This window comes from Sphingomonas sp. (assembly GCF_023266535.1).
In the GTDB taxonomy this organism is placed as follows: domain Bacteria; phylum Pseudomonadota; class Alphaproteobacteria; order Sphingomonadales; family Sphingomonadaceae; genus Sphingomicrobium.
In genome coordinates, this window is record NZ_JAHFPY010000059.1 from 1 (window position 1) to 17,452 (window position 17,452).

13 protein-coding genes and 1 pseudogene are annotated in these 17,452 nt (G+C 66.2%); 7 read left to right on the forward strand and 7 right to left on the reverse strand.

All coding sequences use genetic code 11. The features are described 5' to 3' along the window. Positions 1–2,162: CDC48 family AAA ATPase (locus Q0C64_RS09925; protein ID WP_294123310.1), on the forward strand; the 2,162-nt coding region annotated here is incomplete at its 5' end. A gap of 11 nt (positions 2,163–2,173) precedes the next feature. On the opposite strand, the gene Q0C64_RS09930 is transcribed toward Q0C64_RS09925, so the two are convergent. Both Q0C64_RS09930 and Q0C64_RS09935 read right to left on the reverse strand, forming a co-directional pair. Next, positions 2,174–2,653: a hypothetical protein gene (locus Q0C64_RS09930; protein ID WP_294123312.1), complete on the reverse strand. Its 480-nt coding sequence runs from the start codon at positions 2,651–2,653 to the stop codon at positions 2,174–2,176. Positions 2,654–2,710: 57 nt separating this feature from the next. Beyond that, a complete protein-coding gene (locus Q0C64_RS09935; RefSeq protein WP_294123314.1) occupies positions 2,711–4,012 on the reverse strand; it encodes an MFS transporter in 1,302 nt (433 codons plus the stop codon). 227 nt (positions 4,013–4,239) lie between these two features. Between Q0C64_RS09935 and Q0C64_RS09940 the strand changes: the two genes are divergently transcribed. Beyond that, complete coding sequence (locus Q0C64_RS09940; protein WP_294123338.1) at positions 4,240–4,758, forward strand: methyltransferase; 519 nt, start codon at positions 4,240–4,242, stop codon at positions 4,756–4,758. Here the strand turns inward: Q0C64_RS09940 and Q0C64_RS09945 are convergent. Further along, on the reverse strand, positions 4,755–5,915 hold the full coding sequence (locus Q0C64_RS09945; protein WP_294123316.1) for a phosphatidylserine/phosphatidylglycerophosphate/cardiolipin synthase family protein: 1,161 nt from the start codon (positions 5,913–5,915) through the stop codon (positions 4,755–4,757). The two genes, Q0C64_RS09940 and Q0C64_RS09945, sit on opposite strands and share 4 nt — an antisense overlap. Positions 5,916–6,059: 144 nt before the next feature. Between Q0C64_RS09945 and rpoZ the strand changes: the two genes are divergently transcribed. Continuing rightward, positions 6,060–6,401 (forward strand): DNA-directed RNA polymerase subunit omega, encoded by a 342-nt coding sequence (rpoZ, locus tag Q0C64_RS09950; RefSeq protein ID WP_249915729.1) that lies wholly within the window; start codon positions 6,060–6,062, stop codon positions 6,399–6,401. Between the two features lie 54 nt (positions 6,402–6,455). On the opposite strand, the gene Q0C64_RS09955 is transcribed toward rpoZ, so the two are convergent. Continuing rightward, on the reverse strand, positions 6,456–6,929 hold the full coding sequence (locus tag Q0C64_RS09955; RefSeq protein ID WP_294123340.1) for a helix-turn-helix domain-containing protein: 474 nt from the start codon (positions 6,927–6,929) through the stop codon (positions 6,456–6,458). Positions 6,930–7,081: 152 nt separating this feature from the next. Here Q0C64_RS09955 and Q0C64_RS09960 point away from each other — a divergent pair, with 152 nt between their 5' ends. Both Q0C64_RS09960 and Q0C64_RS09965 read left to right on the forward strand, forming a co-directional pair. Continuing rightward, positions 7,082–7,402, forward strand: a complete 321-nt coding sequence (locus Q0C64_RS09960) for a hypothetical protein (protein WP_294123326.1) — start codon at positions 7,082–7,084, stop codon at positions 7,400–7,402. Positions 7,403–7,567: 165 nt separating this feature from the next. After that, positions 7,568–9,658 (forward strand): bifunctional (p)ppGpp synthetase/guanosine-3',5'-bis(diphosphate) 3'-pyrophosphohydrolase, encoded by a 2,091-nt coding sequence (locus Q0C64_RS09965; protein WP_294123344.1) that lies wholly within the window; start codon positions 7,568–7,570, stop codon positions 9,656–9,658. Between the two features lie 9 nt (positions 9,659–9,667). On the opposite strand, the gene Q0C64_RS09970 is transcribed toward Q0C64_RS09965, so the two are convergent. The 3 genes from Q0C64_RS09970 to Q0C64_RS09980 form a co-directional block, all read right to left on the reverse strand. Then, a complete protein-coding gene (locus Q0C64_RS09970; RefSeq protein ID WP_294123329.1) occupies positions 9,668–10,300 on the reverse strand; it encodes a hypothetical protein in 633 nt (210 codons plus the stop codon). Positions 10,301–10,353: 53 nt separating this feature from the next. Further along, on the reverse strand, positions 10,354–12,648 hold the full coding sequence (locus tag Q0C64_RS09975) for an NADP-dependent malic enzyme (protein ID WP_294123331.1): 2,295 nt from the start codon (positions 12,646–12,648) through the stop codon (positions 10,354–10,356). A 61-nt stretch (positions 12,649–12,709) separates the two neighbouring features. Next, on the reverse strand, positions 12,710–13,609 hold the full coding sequence (locus Q0C64_RS09980; RefSeq protein WP_294123332.1) for a hypothetical protein: 900 nt from the start codon (positions 13,607–13,609) through the stop codon (positions 12,710–12,712). A gap of 35 nt (positions 13,610–13,644) precedes the next feature. On the opposite strand from Q0C64_RS09980, the gene mutS reads away from it, so the two are divergent. Then, positions 13,645–16,275, forward strand: coding sequence for a DNA mismatch repair protein MutS (gene mutS / locus Q0C64_RS09985; RefSeq protein ID WP_294123335.1), 2,631 nt, complete (start codon positions 13,645–13,647; stop codon positions 16,273–16,275). Continuing rightward, a pseudogene (locus tag Q0C64_RS09990) lies at positions 16,275–17,452 on the forward strand (bifunctional uridylyltransferase/uridylyl-removing protein); the annotation flags it as partial. The gene mutS and the pseudogene Q0C64_RS09990, both read left to right, overlap by 1 nt.

Here is a 17,452-nt window from a genome sequence, read left to right on the forward strand (position 1 = left end):
CCTATGGCGAGGACGAAGGCATCGACATCATCCGGCTCGACGGACTGCAGCGCGCCAATGCCGGCATCGGATCGGGCGATTTTGTCGAAGTCCTCAAGGCGGATTCCAAGCCCGCGGCCAAGGTCACCTTCGCGCCGGCGCAGAACAATATCCGCCTGCAGGGCTCGGCCCAGGCGCTGAAGCGCAGCTTCGAGGGACGCCCGTTCTGCGCGGGCGACACCCTCGCCACCGCCGGTCACCAACGTGTCAATGCCGACATGCCCGACCATATCCGGCAGATGATCAACGCCCCTGCCTTCGCGCTGCAGGAGGTGCGGCTAACGGTGGTTTCGACCGCGCCGCGCGGCATCGTCCACATCGACGGCAATACCCAGGTCGAGCTGCTGCCAGAGTTTACCGAGCGCAAGGAGGGCGAACGCCGGGCCGACGTCACCTATGACGACCTTGGCGGAATGTGCGACACGATCGACCAGTTGCGTGAAATGGTCGAACTGCCGCTACGCCACCCTGAACTGTTCCAGCGGCTGGGTGTCGATCCGCCCAAGGGCGTGCTGCTATATGGCCCGCCCGGCACCGGCAAGACGCTGCTGGCCCGCGCCGTCGCCAATGAAAGCGACGCGCAATTCTTCCACATCGCCGGGCCGGAAATCATGGGCTCGGCCTATGGCGAGTCCGAGAAGAAGCTGCGCGAACTGTTCGAGCAAGCCGCGCAGAACGCGCCGTCGATCATCTTTATCGACGAGATCGACTCGATCGCGCCCAAGCGCGACCAGGTCAGTGGCGAGGCGGAAAAGCGTCTGGTCGCCCAGTTGCTGACCTTGCTCGACGGGATCGAACCAAGGCAGAATCTGGTGGTCATCGCCGCCACCAACCGGCCGGATGCAATCGACGAGGCGCTGCGCCGTCCCGGCCGGTTCGACCGCGAAATTGTCGTTGGCGTGCCCGACGAACGCGGCCGCCGCGAAATCTTCGGAATCCATACCCGGGGCATGCCGCTGGCCGAAAACGTCAACCTCGATGAACTGGCGCGGCGGACCTACGGCTTTGTCGGCGCCGACATCGCCGCGCTGGCCCGCGAGGCGGCGCTGGAAACGGTGCGGCGAATCCTGCCCAAGCTGAACCTTGCCGAGCAGACCATCCCGACCGAAGTGCTCGACAGCCTGTCAGTCGAGGCGAACGATTTCGACAATGCGCTGAAGCGCGTCCAGCCCTCGGCGATGCGCGAAGTGATGGTGCAAGTGCCCAACATCGGCTGGGACGATATTGGCGGGCTCGACGAGGCGCGCGACAAGCTGCGCGAAGGCGTCGAGCTACCGCTCAAGCATCCCGATGCGTTCAAGCGGCTCGGGATCCGTCCGGCCAAGGGCTTCCTGCTCTATGGCCCGCCCGGTACCGGCAAGACATTGTTGGCCAAGGCGACCGCGCGCGAGAGCGAGGCCAATTTCATCGCCACCAAGTCGAGCGATCTCTTGTCGAAATGGTATGGCGAAAGCGAGCAGCAGATTGCCCGGCTGTTCGCCCGCGCCCGGCAAGTCGCGCCGACGGTGATCTTCATCGACGAGCTCGACAGCCTGGTCCCGGCCCGTGGCGGCGGACTAGGTGAACCGCAGGTCACCGAGCGGGTGGTCAACACCATATTGGCCGAAATGGACGGGCTGGAAGAGCTCAACAATGTCGTGCTGATCGGCGCCACCAACCGGCCCAATTTGATCGACCCGGCGCTGCTCCGGCCTGGCCGGTTCGACGAGCTGGTCTATGTCGGAACGCCCGACACCGCCGGCCGGCGCCGGATCCTGGCGATCCACACCAAGGGCATGCCGCTCGACAAGGACGTCGACCTCGAAAGTCTCGCCCAGCGGACGGAAAATTTCACCGGTGCCGACCTCGAGGATTTGACGCGCCGGGCGGGCCTGACCGCGCTGCGCCGGTCGCTCGACAGCCCGAAGGTGACGATGGCCGACTTCGAGGCGGCGCTAAAGGAGACGCGCGCCTCGGTCACCGAGGAGATGCTGAACGACTATGCCCGGATCCAGGAGACGCTGAAGTCCGATGCGGTGAAACCGGTCGGCGGGATCGGCTTCGTGCTGCCAGGAATGCTCCGCCCGCGCGGACCCGGCAAGCCGGGATCAGGCGGGGGCGGCGAGCCGCCCTCGGGGCCATAGGAGGTGCCGGATCAGGGCTTGGCGGTCGCCAGGCTGCAAAGCGGCGCGGAATTGTTCAGCGTGACCGGCGTCCAGTCATCCTCCCAGGACCTGGCGCCGGTCCCTTCGACCTTCTTGACATCGTAGCCAGCCCTGGCGCCGGTGCCTTCGACCTTCTTGACGTCATAGCCGACCCTGGCCCCGATCAGGGCCGGACTGGCCGCACCCCATTCCTTGACCAGGACGATCGGCTTGTGTTGCCGCTTGCCGGTCGGCAGCCCGCTCGCCGAATCGCGCGGCGTCATCGCCGCTTCGACCGCAATTCCGTCGGCGCAGCGGACCTTGAGGATCGCCTTGTCGGCCCGCCCGTCCCCGTCAAGATCGCCGGCCGCCACCCGGTAGTAGCGCAGGTCGCCCGTCGCATCGGTCGCCTGGCCTTCGATGCTGAGCGGTGTGAGTGAAGGAGTTCCCTGGAGCGCAAGCGCGGCCAGCAACGTCATCGGCAAGTTCATTTGTCCTCTCCCCAAACCCGGCAGGAAAATGCGCCGATTTGCCCGACAAGACAATCATCATCCGAGCCGTCCGCGGGCCCATAGGGCAAGGCCGACCAGCAAGGCCGCCCCGGCGGCGAACGGCCAGTGCGGGTCGGCGGCATAAAGCAGCATGCCGACCCCCGGAGCCAGCACATAGGGCGAGCCATTGGCGGCCGTAACGACGCCGGCGACGCTGCCCTGCTCGGCCAAAGGCACCGCCAGGCTGGCGCCCGAGGTGAAGCCGGGGCGGGTAAAGCCGAAGCCAAGGCTGGTCAGTCCAAAGCCAAGGACGATTCCGTAAAGGTCGCTGGCGAACATGGTGACGACAAGGCCGCTGGCGGCAATCAGCGAGCCCCACAGGATCAGCGATCGCGAGCTCAGGTGGAGCCGCGGGATCAGGCCCCATTGCGCGGCGAGCGTGGCGGCAGCCCCGGCCATCATCACGATCGAGATCTCCTCTTCCGACCCGTGCGGGGCGAGGTGCAGCCGATCGATGACGAAAAAGCCGATGCAGGCCAGGGTCGCGGCCTGGGCATGACCCGCGATCACCCCGGCGGTGATCCATCTGCGGATGCGCGGGTCCTTCCAGCTAAGCTCCTTCCCCCTGGGCCGAGTAGCGGCGATGACGCTGGCACCGGTGGGCGCGCTGGCCAGCGAGGGATAGCTCATCGCCGCGCCATGGCCGCTGCGGTGTCCGTGCCTTGGCTTGGTGTCGTCAGGCAGGCCGATGACGATTGCGACGAACACAATGACGGCAATCAGGGCGAACACAAACAGCGGACCGGCAAGGCCGACGATCGGCAGCACGAACAGCGGCGCCAGCGCCGGGCCGACAATGGTGCCAAGGCTGAAGCTGCTCGACAGCGCCGACAGCGCCTCGACCCTGGACGTGCGGCGGGTTCGCGAGGCGAGATAGGCCTGGGTCGCGCTCGGCGTGGCCGACCCGAGCGAACCGTAGATCGCCCGGCAGATGGCGAAGGCGCCGAAGGTCAGCCCGCCGGCCAGCACGCCTTTCAGGCCGGCGAGCAGCGCCAGGCCGCACAGCATATTTGCGGCGATGAACCCGCCGACGCCGACCAGGGTCAGCGCCTTGCGGCCGTGCTTGTCGCTCTGCCGCGCCCAATAGGGCGCGAGGATGACCCACAGCACCGCAGACCAGGTGTAGGAAACCGTGACCCAGAAATCGGCGATTCCGATTTCCCGCCCGATCGCCGGCATGACCGATTGCAGTGCGGTGTTCCCCGCCGCGGCGACCAGCATGGCTGCGTAGAGCAATAGGAAGTGCCGGGTGGTGAGGGCGCTTCCGGCTACACGCGGCCTGTCGGGCAAAAGCAGCATTTCATCGCCCATAAGCCGGGCGAGGGGTGTGGGAAAGCCGCCCAATCGCTTGCCAAGTGCGCGCCGATTTGCCAACGCCAGCCACTGTTCGACCAATATTGGAGCCCGACTTGAACGCCACCCGCGCCAACCAGTTGAATGGCAAACGCCGTCATGGGCTGCGCGCCGGACGGGGCCGCAAGAGCCCGAAATGGCAGTTCCTGCGCGGATTCCTGAAGCATCCGGTGATGGTCGGGTCGGTCATCCCGTCGAGCCGCATCCTGATCGACAAGATGCTTAAACCCGTCGACTGGTCGGCTTGCCAGCTGTTCGTCGAATATGGCCCCGGCGTCGGCACCTTTACCCGGCCGATCCTCGATCGGCTTAATCGCGACGCCAAGCTGATCGCGATCGACACCAATCCGGACTTCATCGACTATTTGAACGGCGACATCGACGACGACCGGTTCATCGCCGTTCATGGCTCGGCCGCCGACGTCGAGAAGATTATCGCCGAATATGGCTTCGACCACGCCGATTACATCCTGTCGGGCCTGCCCTTTTCGACCCTTCCGCCCGGCGTCGGCGACGAGATCGGCGCGGCGACCGGCCGGGCAATCCGCCATGGCGGCGCCTTCCTGGTCTATCAGTTCAGCCCCAAGGTGCGCGATTTTATCGCGCCCCATTTCGAGCGGATCGATCGCGGCTTCGAATGGGCCAATGTACCGCCGGCGACCCTGTTCTGGGCCTGGCGCGACCGCTCCTAGACTTTTCCCAGATTCAGCCGGCGCGTGATCGAATAATCGGCGCTGGTCACCAGGAAGAAGCTGATCGCCTGGACAAGCCGGGTCCACCAGCCTGAACGCTCGCGGTTGAGTTCGGCGGTAATCGGCAGGCTCTGTTCCAATTCCTGCTCGAAAAAATTGCGGAGCAGCTGGGCGAATTCGGGATCGTCTACCCGAAGCATCATTTCGAGGTTCAGATAAAGGCTGCGGATGTCGAAGTTGGATGAGCCGATGTGGACGATGTCGTCGAGCACCACCAGCTTGGAGTGAAGCTTGGTCGGCTGATATTCGAAGATTTCGACCCCGCGGCGGAGCAGGTTCTTGTAGGTGTAGCGAGCGGCGGCGATTGTAGCATGATTGTCGGACTTGGCGGCGGTGATGATCCGCGCTCGCCCGCGCTTGCCGACCCGGCCGATCCGCCGGAGCATTGCCCAGGTCGGGGCGAAATAGGCGGCGATCATCTCGACATCGCGGCTGGTCAGCAAATCGCGCGACGTCGCCCGGGCCCACGGCGACATGCCCCGCGTCGGGCCGCCGAAGGTCCATTGCAGGGTTCCATGGTTCTCGCTGTAGCGATGGATGATGCGGTTTAGCGCCCGGATGCGGGCTCCCTTGACCAGCGACCAGCCGATCAGCTCGTCATAATAGGGCGCCAGCCGCGCAGCCGCCGGTCCTTCCACCAGCAATCCCAAGTCGCGCCACGCGCCGTCGGCGATCGACCCGAAATAGCTGTCTTCGACGTTGAAGCCGCCAACCAGCACCCGCTCCTCGTCGGCCAGGGCCAGCTTCTGGTGGCAGCGGATCAGGTAGCGGCGGCCGAAGGTGGGGTGGAAGCGGCAATAGGTCAGCCCCTTTTCGGTCAGGGGGGTGAAAAATCCCTGGCGCGTATGGGCGCCAAAGCCGTCGACCAGCAGCGATACGGTGACACCACGGTCGAGCGCGCGTTCCATCGCCGCATATACCAGCTCCCCGGAATGGTCGCCGCGGTAGATATAATAAAGCAGGCGGATCGAGCGCTGCGCCCCATCGATCAGGGCGATCAGCGCCGTCAGCAGCTCCGGCCCTTCGGTCAATAGGGTCAGGCGGTTGCCGTCGACCAGCATGGTCCGATCGGAAACGGGCTCGGGCAGTTCGGCCATGGCAACCGTCTAGGGGGGCGCCGCGCCCGCTGGCAAGGCACTGAGCCGAGGCCGGCAGGCTCGATTTCATTGACTCTTGGGGCCGCGATCCCTATCTCGCCGCCTCCCCATCCCGCAGGGTTTTTCAAGAAGGCGAAAGCGACAATGGCGCGCGTGACGGTCGAAGATTGTGTCGACAAGGTTTCCAACCGGTTCGACCTGGTGCTGATGGCGGCGCAGCGCGCCCGTCAGATCTCAGGTGGTGCCGACCTCACCATCGACCGCGACCGCGACAAGAATCCGGTGGTCGCGCTGCGCGAGATTGCCGAGACGACGGTCAAGCCGAAGCATCTTGAGGAAGCGATCGTTTCCAACCTGCAGCGCGTCCGCGTCGACGAGGATGACGAGACGGACGAGCTGGCGAGCCTCAGCGAATCGGCCGAGGCGCTGCGCCTCACCGCTGCGGCTCCGCCGCGTCCGACGCCGTCGGGAGGCGATTACGAATAACCTTCGCGCGCTCGTGAGAATCTGAAAAGGCGGCTTCCGGGCCGCCTTTTTTTATCAATCGATCTTGTCACCGTGCTTGAACGTGGTGCCGGTGTTGCGATTAACCCACATCATATCGTGCAGCTTGAGCTCGCGGCCGTCATGGGCCTGGACGCAGATCCGCTTGACCGGCCTGGCATCGCGCTTGTCGGCCAGGAAAATCTCCTGGCAGCCGTGGCCCCAATCCTCGCCCCATTGGCGCAGCGCCAATACGACCGGCAGCAGCGCCTCGCCCTTCTGGGTCAGCGAATAGACCACCTTGCGACGATCGGCCGGGTCGGGACAGCGCTCGAGGATCTCGCCCTCGACCAGCTTGGCCAGGCGATTGGACAATATATTGCGGGCAATGCCCAACGCCGCCTGGAACTGTTCGAAGTGCTGGAGGCCGTTCAATGCTCCGCGCAGAATCAGGAAAGCCCACTTCTCGCCGATCAATTCGACCGCGGACGGCAGGGGGCAGCGCAGCGCCGCGGCCTTGAACGCCTCAATGTCCGGTTCGGCCTTGATAGCCAGATGACGATTCAACGCACCCACCTCTCCCAACCACCTTTATGCACGATCCAACGCAAAATAACAGTTGCAAGTTGCAACCCGGTCCTGCTAGACAGTTTCATCCTGAAACGCAAATTTCCGAGGTTGCAATGACCCGCTTCGCCGCCCTTATCGCCGCAACTGTGCTGGCCGCCGCGCCGGCTGCCGCCGCCAACTATGCGGCCAAGCCGCTCGCCGCCCCGACTGCCGCCAAGATCATCGGCAAGGACATCAGCTGGACGCTCAACGCCGGCGCCTATTTTGGCTCGACCGACGCCAGCCGTCCGCTGGTCATCTGCCAGGACCTCGCCAAGCGCGCCGGACGCCTGGAGAGCTTCTCCGCCAACGGCCAGGCGATTGCCGGCGCCGATCTCGACAAGTGCAATGCCAAGGCCGGCGGCGCGACGGCCGAGCTGGCCCACGCCAACTAAGGTTCAACCCACTCCCCGAGCCGTGCCGCACGCGCGCGACTCCTGTAAAGGACGGCCCGCCCCCGAGGGCCGCGATGGCCGGTTCCTCCCCCACCCCGTGGGCGCAGGAGCTGGCCATTTTTTTCGCGCTTGCGAAATACATGCGCGCTACCCCACATTGCCATGGTGCTGAGGCAGTATGAGCTGATCGAGAGGGTCAGAGCCTATGACCCTGACGCCGACGAGGCGCTGATCAACCGCGCCTACGTCTTCTCGATGAAGGCCCATGGCGCCCAGGTCCGCGCGTCGGGCGACCCCTATTTCAGCCACCCGATCGAAGTAGCGGGCATCCTCACCGACCTGAAGCTCGATGACGAGACCATCGTCACCGCAATCCTCCACGATACGATCGAGGACACGGTCGCGACCCCCGAGCAGATCGAGAAACTGTTCGGAGCGAACGTCGCCCGGCTGGTCGACGGAGTGACCAAGCTTTCGAAGATCGAGGCCCAGTCGGAAAATGAGCGAGCGGCGGAAAACCTCCGCAAATTCCTGCTGGCGCTGAGCGACGACATCCGCGTGCTGCTGGTCAAGCTGGCCGACCGGCTGCACAACATGCGCACCCTCCACCACATCAAGTCGGAGGAGAAGCGCCGCCGCATCGCCAAGGAGACGATGGATATCTATGCCCCGCTCGCCGAGCGGATCGGCATGTATGAAATCATGAACGAGATGCAGGGGCTGGCCTTCCGCGAGCTGGAGCCGGACGCCTACGCCTCGATCACCCGCCGGCTACAGCAGCTGCATGAGGCCGGCGGCGACCTGGTCAACCGCATTGGGCTCGGGCTGCAACTGCACCTGTCCGACCATGGCCTGGAGGCCGAAGTCACCGGCCGCGAGAAGCATCCTTACTCGATCTGGAAGAAGATGGCCGAGCGGCACATCAGCTTCGAGCAATTGTCGGACGTGATGGCGTTCCGGGTGATCGTCGGCAGCCCCGACGAATGCTACCAGGCGCTCGGCCTGATCCACCAGCGCTGGCCGATGGTTCCCGGCCGCTACAAGGACTATATTTCGACACCCAAGCGCAACGGTTACCGTTCGCTGCACACCACAGTCATCCACGATTCAAAATCGAGGATCGAAATCCAGATCCGCGACAAGGCGATGCATGCCCAGGCCGAGCGCGGCTTGGCCGCCCACTGGGCTTACAAGGAGAATAAGCCGGGCGACGACATCAAGGTGCCGTGGATCTCCGACCTGGTCGAAATCCTCGACCATGCCGGCAGCCCCGAAGAGCTGCTCGAGCACACGCGGATGGCGATGTACCAGGACCGGATCTTCGCTTTCACCCCGCGCGGCGAGCTGATCCAGCTGCCCAAGGGCGCGACCCCGGTCGACTTTGCATATGCGGTCCACACCGACCTTGGCGACCAGACGGTCGGTGCCAAGGTCAATGGCCGCGTCGTGCCGCTACGGACCATCCTCGACAATGGCGACCAGGTCGAAATCCTCGCTTCCGAGGCCCAGCATCCACAGCCGTCATGGCTGCGGTTCGTGGTCACCGGCAAGGCACGCGCGGGCATCCGCCGCTTCGTTCGCCACAAGGAGCGCGACGAGACGATCGAACTTGGCCGCAAAATCTATGACGAGATCGTCGCCCGCCTGCCCGCCCCGCTCGGCGGCGATGCGCTGAAGCGCGCCATCAAGACGTTGAAGGTCGAGGATGCCGACGCGCTGATGATCAAGGTTGCCCGGCGATCGGTCAGCGATGTCGAGCTGATGGAGGCGCTGATGCCGGGCTCGGCGGGCGGAGACGTCACCCCGCGACCGCTCGGCCAGATGACCGCGATTTCGATCAAGGGGCTGACACCCGGCGTCGCTTATGACCTCGCCAGCTGCTGCCACCCGATCCCCGGAGATCGGATCGTCGGCCTGAGGCGCGAGGATGAGGGGATCGAGGTCCATGTCATCGGTTGCGACAAGCTGGCCAGCGGAGTCGATGCTGACTGGCTCGACCTGGCCTGGGGCGACCGGTCGGACGGCGGCACCGCCCGGCTGGTGGTAATCCTGCGCGACGTCGCCGGGGCGCTGGGCGAAATGGCCAGCATCCTTGGCGCCAAGGGTGCCAACATCGTCAACCTGGTGCTGGCCCACCGCGACGGCAGCTTCCACACCTTCCATGTCGACGTCGAGGTGCACGACCTCGCCCACCTCCACAGCCTGATCGCGGCACTGCGCGCCGCCGACGGCGTCAGCCAGGTCGAGCGAATTTAGGGTCCGAACTCAGCCGAGGCCGAGCACCACCGTCCAGCGAAAGGCCAGCGCTTGCGGATCGCCGGACAAGCGGTCGATCGCCTCGGCGATGACGCTTTCCTTCGGAGAGGCATCCTTCAACAGGAAATCGATGTCGTTGAGCGGCTCGCCCGGGAAATACATTTGCGTCACCAGCCGCTCGGAATGGCCGTCGATCGAGAAATGGATGTGGGGCGTTCGTCGGCCGATCGGCGTGTCATAGTCCTTCGGCTTGACCGAGCGGAACTTGAACCGGCCATCACGGTCGGAAGCCAGCCTGGCAAAGCCCTGGAAATTGGGATCGAGCGCCGCCGGGTTGGCGGTGTCGCCGGGATGGGCGTAGCGGCCGGCCGCATTGCACTGCCAGATGTCGAGGCTGGCCCCGCGGACCGGGTTGCCATGAAGATCGACGATCCGGCCGATTACGTTGATCGGCTGGCCCATGGCAATCCCGCTACGGCCCTTGATGCGGGTCAAGTCGGCATCATGATCGGCGGGACGGACAATCGGGTAGAACGGACCCAGGGCCTGAGACGAGGTAGCAATAAGCGCCGGTGACTTGGCCGCGGAAGCGGACGCAACTGCCGCGGCGCCGATCGCAAAGTGACGCCGGGTGACGAGCATGGTCAATCTCCCCTTTGGGAAGCGCCCCTCCTACGCCCGCAAAACGCCTCGCGCTATACCTTCTTCGCCCGCTCCGGCGCTTTGCGAATGGCATCGGCGCCGCCGCCAGCCAATACCGCCAGCGTGACCAGGTCGGAGCTGGTCGCGGTCATCGACGCGATCTGGACCGGCAAGCTCATCCCCATCAGGTAAGGCCCGAGCGCGATTTCGCCACCCAGCGCCCGGATCAGCTTGGAGCTGATGTTGGCCGACTGCAGCCCCGGCATGACCAGGATGTTGGCCGGCCCGGTGAGGCGGCTGAACGGATAATATTTGCGCTGCGCCTCGTGATTGAGGGCGACGTCCGGGCCCATTTCACCTTCATATTCGAAGTCGGTCTGCAGCGTGTCGAGCAGCTTCACCGCATCGCGCAGCTCCGCGATGTGACGTCCCGGCGGATTGCCGAAGGTGGTGTAGCTGATGAAGGCGACGCGCGGTTCCTGCCCCATCCGGCGGGCGAAGGTGGCGGCGCGCATGGCGATCGCCGCATATTGCTCGGCGGTCGGCCGCTCCGTCACCGCCGTATCGGCGATCATCACCGTCCGGCCCCGCGCCGAGACGACGTGGACGCCGAACGGCGTGGCGCAATCCTCTTCGTCGATCACCCAGCGGACCTGGCGCAGCGACTCGCTGAACGGGCGGGTAGTGCCGGTGATCATCGCGTCGCCCTCGCCCATCGCGAGCATCGCCGCTGCGAAGGTATTGCGGTCCTGGTTGACCATTCGCTCGACCGCGCGGCGCAGCATGCCGTGGCGCTGGTGCTTGGCGTAAATATAGTCGACGGCGCGGCCAACCAGCGGCGAGTTGCGGCTGTTCAGCACCTCGTAGCTCTTGGGATCGTCGACCCCGAGCTCGGCCAGCTTGTCATAGACGTCCTCGCGGCCGACCAGCACCGGCGTGCCGTAGCCGCCTTCCTTGAAGGCGATCGCCGCGCGCAGGACATTCTCTTCCTCGCCCTCGGCGAACAGCACGCGCTTGGGGTTGGTCCGGGCTGCTTCGAACGCGAGGCTCAGGATCGAGCTGGTCGGATTGAGCCGGGCGCGCAGCGTCTGGCGATAGGCCTCCATGTCGGCAATCGGCCGCTGGGCGACTCCCGTGTCCATTGCCGCCTGGGCGACCGCGCAGGGCACGATTTCGATCAGCCGCGGGTCGAACGGTGCCGGGATGATGTAGTCGGGGCCGAAACTGTGGCTGACACCGCCATAGGCCGCCGCCACTTCCTCTGGCACCGCGGCCCTGGCGAGATCTGCCAGCGCCTGCGCCGCGGCAATCTTCATTTCCTCATTGATCGCCGTCGCCCGCACGTCGAGTGCGCCGCGGAAGATGAATGGGAAGCCGAGGACGTTGTTGACCTGGTTAGGATAGTCCGACCGGCCGGTAGCGACGATCGCGTCGGGTCGCGCCTTCTTGGCGTCGGGCGGTGAGATTTCCGGGTCCGGATTGGCCATGGCAAAGATGATCGGCTGCGGCGCCATCGCCTCGACCATGTCGGGCGTCACCGCGCCGGCCGCGCTGAGGCCGAGGAAAACGTCCGAACCGACCATTGCTTCCTTGAGCGAGCGGGCCTCCGTGGGCACCGCATGGCCCGACTTGAACTGGTCCATTCCTTCACGACCCGGGTAGAGCGGGCCCTTGCGGTCGCACATGATGACATGGTCATGGGGCACGCCCATCGCCTTGATCAGCTCGGTGCAGGCGATTGCTGCCGCGCCGGCGCCGTTGACCACGACGCGGATGTCCTTGAGCTCGCGGCCGGTCAGGTGGCAGGCGTTGATCAGGCCGGCGGCGGTGATCACCGCGGTGCCATGCTGGTCGTCATGGAACACCGGGATATTCATCCGCTCCTTCAGCGCCTGTTCGATGATGAAGCAGTCGGGAGCAGCGATATCCTCAAGGTTGATGCCGCCGAAGCTGGGGCCGAGCAGCTCGACACATTCGATGAAGCGCTGGGCATCGGTGGTGTCGACTTCGAGGTCGATCGAATCGACGTCGGCGAAACGCTTGAACAGCACCGCCTTGCCTTCCATCACCGGCTTCGACGCCAGCGCGCCCAAGTTGCCGAGGCCGAGAATGGCGGTGCCGTTGGAGATGACCGCGACCAGATTGCCCTTGGCGGTAAGGTCATAGGCCCTGCCCGGATCGGCCGCGATTTCCTCGACCGGGACGGCGACTCCGGGCGAGTAAGCGAGGCTGAGATCGCGCTGGGTCGCCATCGGCTTGGAGGCGATGATCTCGATCTTGCCCGGCCGCCCGCGGGCGTGGAAATCCAGCGCCTCGGCGCGCGTGAACTTGACGTTGCTTTCGCTCAATTCGCTCTCCCGTTGGAGGCGCTTTAGGCGGGCCGGTGACGCTAGGGCAAGGCTGGACGCCCTAGAAGCTGATCCCGTGGCGCAGCACCAGCTGGAAAAATGCCAGCAGGATGAGCGCCGAAACCAGCAGCGGAACGATCGCCTCGGGATGGCGGCCGCGCGCCCTGGCTCCGCCGGGCCGGAAGGCGGCGATCTGGGTCCAGCCGTAGCCGAACAGGGGCACCAGCACCGGCGGCGCAAGCACTTCGATCGCTTCTCTCGGCACGCGATAGAGGATGATCAGCGGCAGCGCGGCCAGCGTCGGAAGGCCGGCCATCCGCAGCAGGAAACCGAATCGGCAGCAGTAGCTGCCCAGCTGCCGCTGGTCCCAGGCAGCACTGAGGAATTGCCGCCCGAGCCAGATTCCCGCGACCGGCATCGCGGCCAGTGCCGTGAGCGCGGCCATGGTTTCGCCCGCCGTGCCAAGCCCGAGATAATCATAGGCGCGGCCGACATCGTTGCCGGCCACGATCGCCCCGACGACGAACTGGGGCAGTGACTGGAACAGGCCGTTGAACGCCATCCACAGGATGAAGAAGGACGGCCTTTGCCGGTGCGCGGCGATGACTGCGAAGATCAGCCCGCTGGCCAGGATCGCGAGCGCGCCGGTGCCCTGGTATAGCTCGGCAATCGGCGCATTGCCGACCCATTCATGGTTGTTGTGAAACAGGGTCGGGTGCAGGCCCGGCACAATCGCCTTGGGCAGCACCAGGAACAGTTCCTGGATGAAGAAGGTCAGGTTGAAAGCGACGACGAAGGCCAGCGTCGAATGGATGATCGGCCGCCAGCCCATCTGGCCGACGAACACGTCGGTGCCCATTGCCCTGAGCCGCAGCGACAGCGCCACAATCCACGGCAGCAGCAGCCCAACGGTTACGAACAGGATGGTGATTATTAGCCCCACCGGGGCCGCATAGGCCATTTCACGGCGGCGCGTTAGCCACTACGGTCGGGCCAATGGCCCGCGCCGACGATCCATCCCCCAAGCAGACGCCGATGATGGCGCAGTATCACCGGCTGAAAGCCGAGGCCGGCGACGCGCTGCTGTTCTACCGGATGGGCGATTTTTTCGAATTGTTCTTCGACGACGCCAGGGCGGCGGCGGCCTGCCTCGACATTGCGCTGACCAGGCGCGGCGAGGATGGCGGCGAACCAGTGCCGATGTGCGGCGTTCCGGTCCATGCCGCCGAGTCCTACCTCGCCCGCCTGATCCGCGGCGGGTTCCGCGTGGCCATCGCCGAGCAGACCGAGAGCCCGGCCGAAGCCCGTAAGGCGCGCGGGTCCAAGGCGCTGGTCGAGCGGGCGATCATCCGGCTGGTGACGCCGGGAACGCTGACCGAGGAGACGCTGCTCGATGGCGCCAGCGCCAATTGGCTGGCGGCGGTGGCGCGGGCCGGCGACCCCGGATCGGGCCCCGGGGCAGGCGAATGGGCCATTGCGGCGGCGGACATCTCGACCGGGCGGTTCGAACTGGTCGCCTGTGGGCCCGGCGAATTGCAGGCCGAGCTGGCGCGCCTGTCTCCGGCCGAAACCGTCGCCGCCGAAAAGGTGCCCGGGATCGATACGACCGAGGGCAAGGGCGGGTTCGACAGCCTGGCCGGCGAGCGCGCGCTGAAAGAACGTTTCGGTGTGGCCACGCTCGACGGCTTCGGCGCGCCGGGCCGGGCCGAGCTGGCCGCGGCCGGCGGCCTGCTCGCCTATCTCGACGCCACCCAAAAGGACGCCGTCGCTTTTCTCTCCGCGCCGCGGCGGATCGCGCGAGCGGAGCATATGGCGATCGATCCGGCGACGCGCGACAGCCTGGAGATTTGCCGCAGCCAGGCCGGAACGGTGGCAGGAAGCCTGTTGGCCTGCATCGACCGCTGCGCCACTGCGCCGGGCCGGCGCTTGCTGGCCGCCGACCTGTCGGCCCCGCTGACCGAGATTCGTGCGATCGAGGCGCGGCTGGCTTTGGTCCAATGGCTGCATGAAGAACCGATCCGGCGCGCCCGCACGCGGGAAGCACTCAAGGCCATGCCCGATATTGGCCGGGCGCTGGGACGGCTGGTGGCCAGTCGCGGATCGCCCCGCGACCTCGCCCTGCTGCGCGACGGGCTATTGGCGGCGGCTGCGCTCAAGGTGGAGCTTGAGGGAGAGCCGGATCGGCCGGACTTGCTGGCGGCGCTGCTGCCCGAGCTTGGCGGCCATGCCGCGCTGACCGACCGGCTGGGGATCGCGCTGGTCGAATCGCCGCCGCTCGATGCGGCCAAGGGCGGCTATATCGCCGAGGGATACGACGCGGCGCTCGACGCGCTGCGGTCGGCGGGCAGCGATGGGCGGAGGGCCATCGCGGCGCTCGAGGCGCGTTATCGCGACGCGACCGGCGTGGCGACACTTCGGATCCGCCACAACGCCGTGCTCGGCTATCATATCGAGGTGCCGGCCAAACATGCCGACCGGCTGATGACCGCGGATTCCGGCTTCACCCATCGCCAGACGCTGGCCGGCGTGGTCCGGTTCAACTCGCCCGATCTCCATGCCGAAGCCAGCCGGGTGGTCGAGGCCGGGGCCCATGCGCTGGCCGCCGAAGCGGCGCATTTCGAGGAACTGACCGCATTGGCGGTCGCCGCCGGCGTACGGATCGCCGCGACCGCCGACGCCATTGCCCGGATCGACGTCGCGGCCAGCAATGCCGAGCGCGCGGCGGAAGGCGGCTGGTGTCTGCCCCACCTGACCGACCAGCCATGCCTGGAAATCGAAGGCGGGCGGCACCCGGTGGTCGAGGAGGCGCTCCGCACCGAAGGCGAGCGGTTCGTCGCCAATGATTGCTCGGTCGGCGCCCAGGATCGCCTGTGGCTGATCACCGGCCCTAATATGGGCGGCAAGTCGACCTTCCTCCGCCAGGTGGCGATCGCCGCCCTGCTCGCCCAGGCCGGGAGTTATGTTCCCGCGGCCAGGGCCAGGATCGGGATTGTCGACCGGCTGTTCAGCCGGGTCGGCGCCGCCGACAATCTTGCCCGCGGCCGTTCGACGTTCATGGTCGAAATGGTCGAGACCGCGGCGATCCTGGCGCAGGCCACGCCGCAAAGCCTGGTGATCCTCGATGAAATCGGGCGCGGCACGTCGACCTATGACGGGCTGGCGATCGCCTGGGCGGTGGTCGAGGCGATGCACGACCAGGTCAGGGCGCGGACGCTGTTCGCCACCCATTATCATGAGCTGACGCGGCTGGCCGACCGGCTCGACGCGCTTTCGCTGCATCATGTGCGAGCTCGCGAATGGAAGGGCGAATTGGTGCTGCTCCATGAAGTCGGCGACGGCCCGGCCGACCGCAGCTACGGCATTGCAGTGGCCAAGCTGGCTGGCCTTCCGCCGCTGGTCCTGGCCCGGGCCAAGGCGGTGCTGGCCAAGCTGGAAGCAGGGCGCGATGCGACCGGCGGCATTGCCGCCGGACTCGACGATTTGCCCTTGTTCGCCAGCCAGACGGTCGAGCAGGCCGCAGCCGATCCGCTGATCGAGGCGATCGCCGCGATCGATCCGGACTCGCTGACTCCGCGCGGAGCGCTGGAAGCGCTCTATGCCTTGAAGAGGCTCGTGTCGGAGAGCTGATGCGCCAGCCGCCGCGCTACCAGCTGATTGCCGACCGGCGCGCGGTCATCGATCGCCGGGCGCTGGGCGAGCAATTGGCGGCGCTTCCCGACAAGGATTTGCAAGCCGCGGCCGGCGGGCTGCTGCGCACCGCGCTCGAGGCGGGCCGCGCCGAAATTGCCCGCCGCTTCGCGCTCGAGCCCGGACGGGGGCGGGTCATCGCCGCCTCCTATTGCTTCCTCGCCGACCAGATCGTGCGTCTGGCCTATGATTTGGTGACGACGCGAATTCATCCCCGGCCGGCCAGTTCGTCATGCCGGCTGTCGATTGTCGGACTGGGCGGAACCGGCCGCGGCGAAATGGCGCCGTTCAGCGATCTCGACCTGATGTTCCTGGTCCCGGACCGCGGGTCGCCCTGGTGCGGCCAGGTGGTCGAGGTGCTGCTCTACCTGCTGTGGGATTTGAAGCTCAAGGTCGGCCAGTCGGTCAGGACCCCCGGTCAGATGATTGCCGCGGCCAAGGAGGACGTCACGGTCCGCACGGCGCTGTTGGAAGCGCGCTGGATCTGGGGTGATGAGGAGCTTCACGACGCGGCAATGCGGCGGTTCCAGGCCGAAGTCGTTGCCGGGACGGCGCGCGATTATGTCGCGGCCAAGCTCGGCGAGCGCGACGTCCGGCACGAACGGATGGGCGACAGCCGCTACGTCGTCGAGCCCAACGTCAAGGACGGAAAGGGCGGCCTGCGCGACCTCCACACCCTCTACTGGATCGGAAAATATGTATTCGGCGTGGAACAGCCCGCCGAGCTGGTCGATCGCGGCCTGTTCAGCGCCGGAGAGTTCCGCCGGTTCGAGCGCGCCGAGCGCTTTTTCTGGTCAGTGCGCTGTCATCTGCACCTGATCGCCGGGCGGGCCGAGGAGCGGCTTGGCTTCGACATGCAGCGGCAGATCGCGGAAGCGATGCGTTATGCCGACCGGCCGGGGAAGTCCGCGGTCGAGCGGTTCATGCAATTCTATTTCCTGAACGCCAAGGCGGTCGGCGACCTAACTGGCCTGTTCCTCGCCCAGCTCGACGAGCAGATGGGCGCCAAGGGGCGGCGCTTCGCCCTGCCGACCTTCACCCGCAAGCCCAGGCACCTCAACGGCTTCACGCTCGATCGCGGCAGACTGTCGATCCCGAAGGACAATTGGTTTGCCGA

Excerpts from the sequence above, each read along its gene's own strand:
- Q0C64_RS09930 (WP_294123312.1), bottom strand. The coding sequence starts at position 2,653 with ATGAACTTGCCGATGACGTTGCTGGCCGCGCTTGCGCTCCAGGGAACT.
- Q0C64_RS09935 (WP_294123314.1), bottom strand. The coding sequence starts at position 4,012 with ATGCTGCTTTTGCCCGACAGGCCGCGTGTAGCCGGAAGCGCCCTCACC.
- Q0C64_RS09940 (WP_294123338.1), top strand. The coding sequence starts at position 4,240 with ATGGTCGGGTCGGTCATCCCGTCGAGCCGCATCCTGATCGACAAGATG.
- Q0C64_RS09945 (WP_294123316.1), bottom strand. The coding sequence starts at position 5,915 with ATGGCCGAACTGCCCGAGCCCGTTTCCGATCGGACCATGCTGGTCGAC.
- rpoZ (WP_249915729.1), top strand. The coding sequence starts at position 6,060 with ATGGCGCGCGTGACGGTCGAAGATTGTGTCGACAAGGTTTCCAACCGG.
- Q0C64_RS09960 (WP_294123326.1), top strand. The coding sequence starts at position 7,082 with ATGACCCGCTTCGCCGCCCTTATCGCCGCAACTGTGCTGGCCGCCGCG.
- Q0C64_RS09970 (WP_294123329.1), bottom strand. The coding sequence starts at position 10,300 with ATGCTCGTCACCCGGCGTCACTTTGCGATCGGCGCCGCGGCAGTTGCG.
- Q0C64_RS09980 (WP_294123332.1), bottom strand. The coding sequence starts at position 13,609 with ATGGCCTATGCGGCCCCGGTGGGGCTAATAATCACCATCCTGTTCGTA.
- mutS (WP_294123335.1), top strand. The coding sequence starts at position 13,645 with ATGGCCCGCGCCGACGATCCATCCCCCAAGCAGACGCCGATGATGGCG.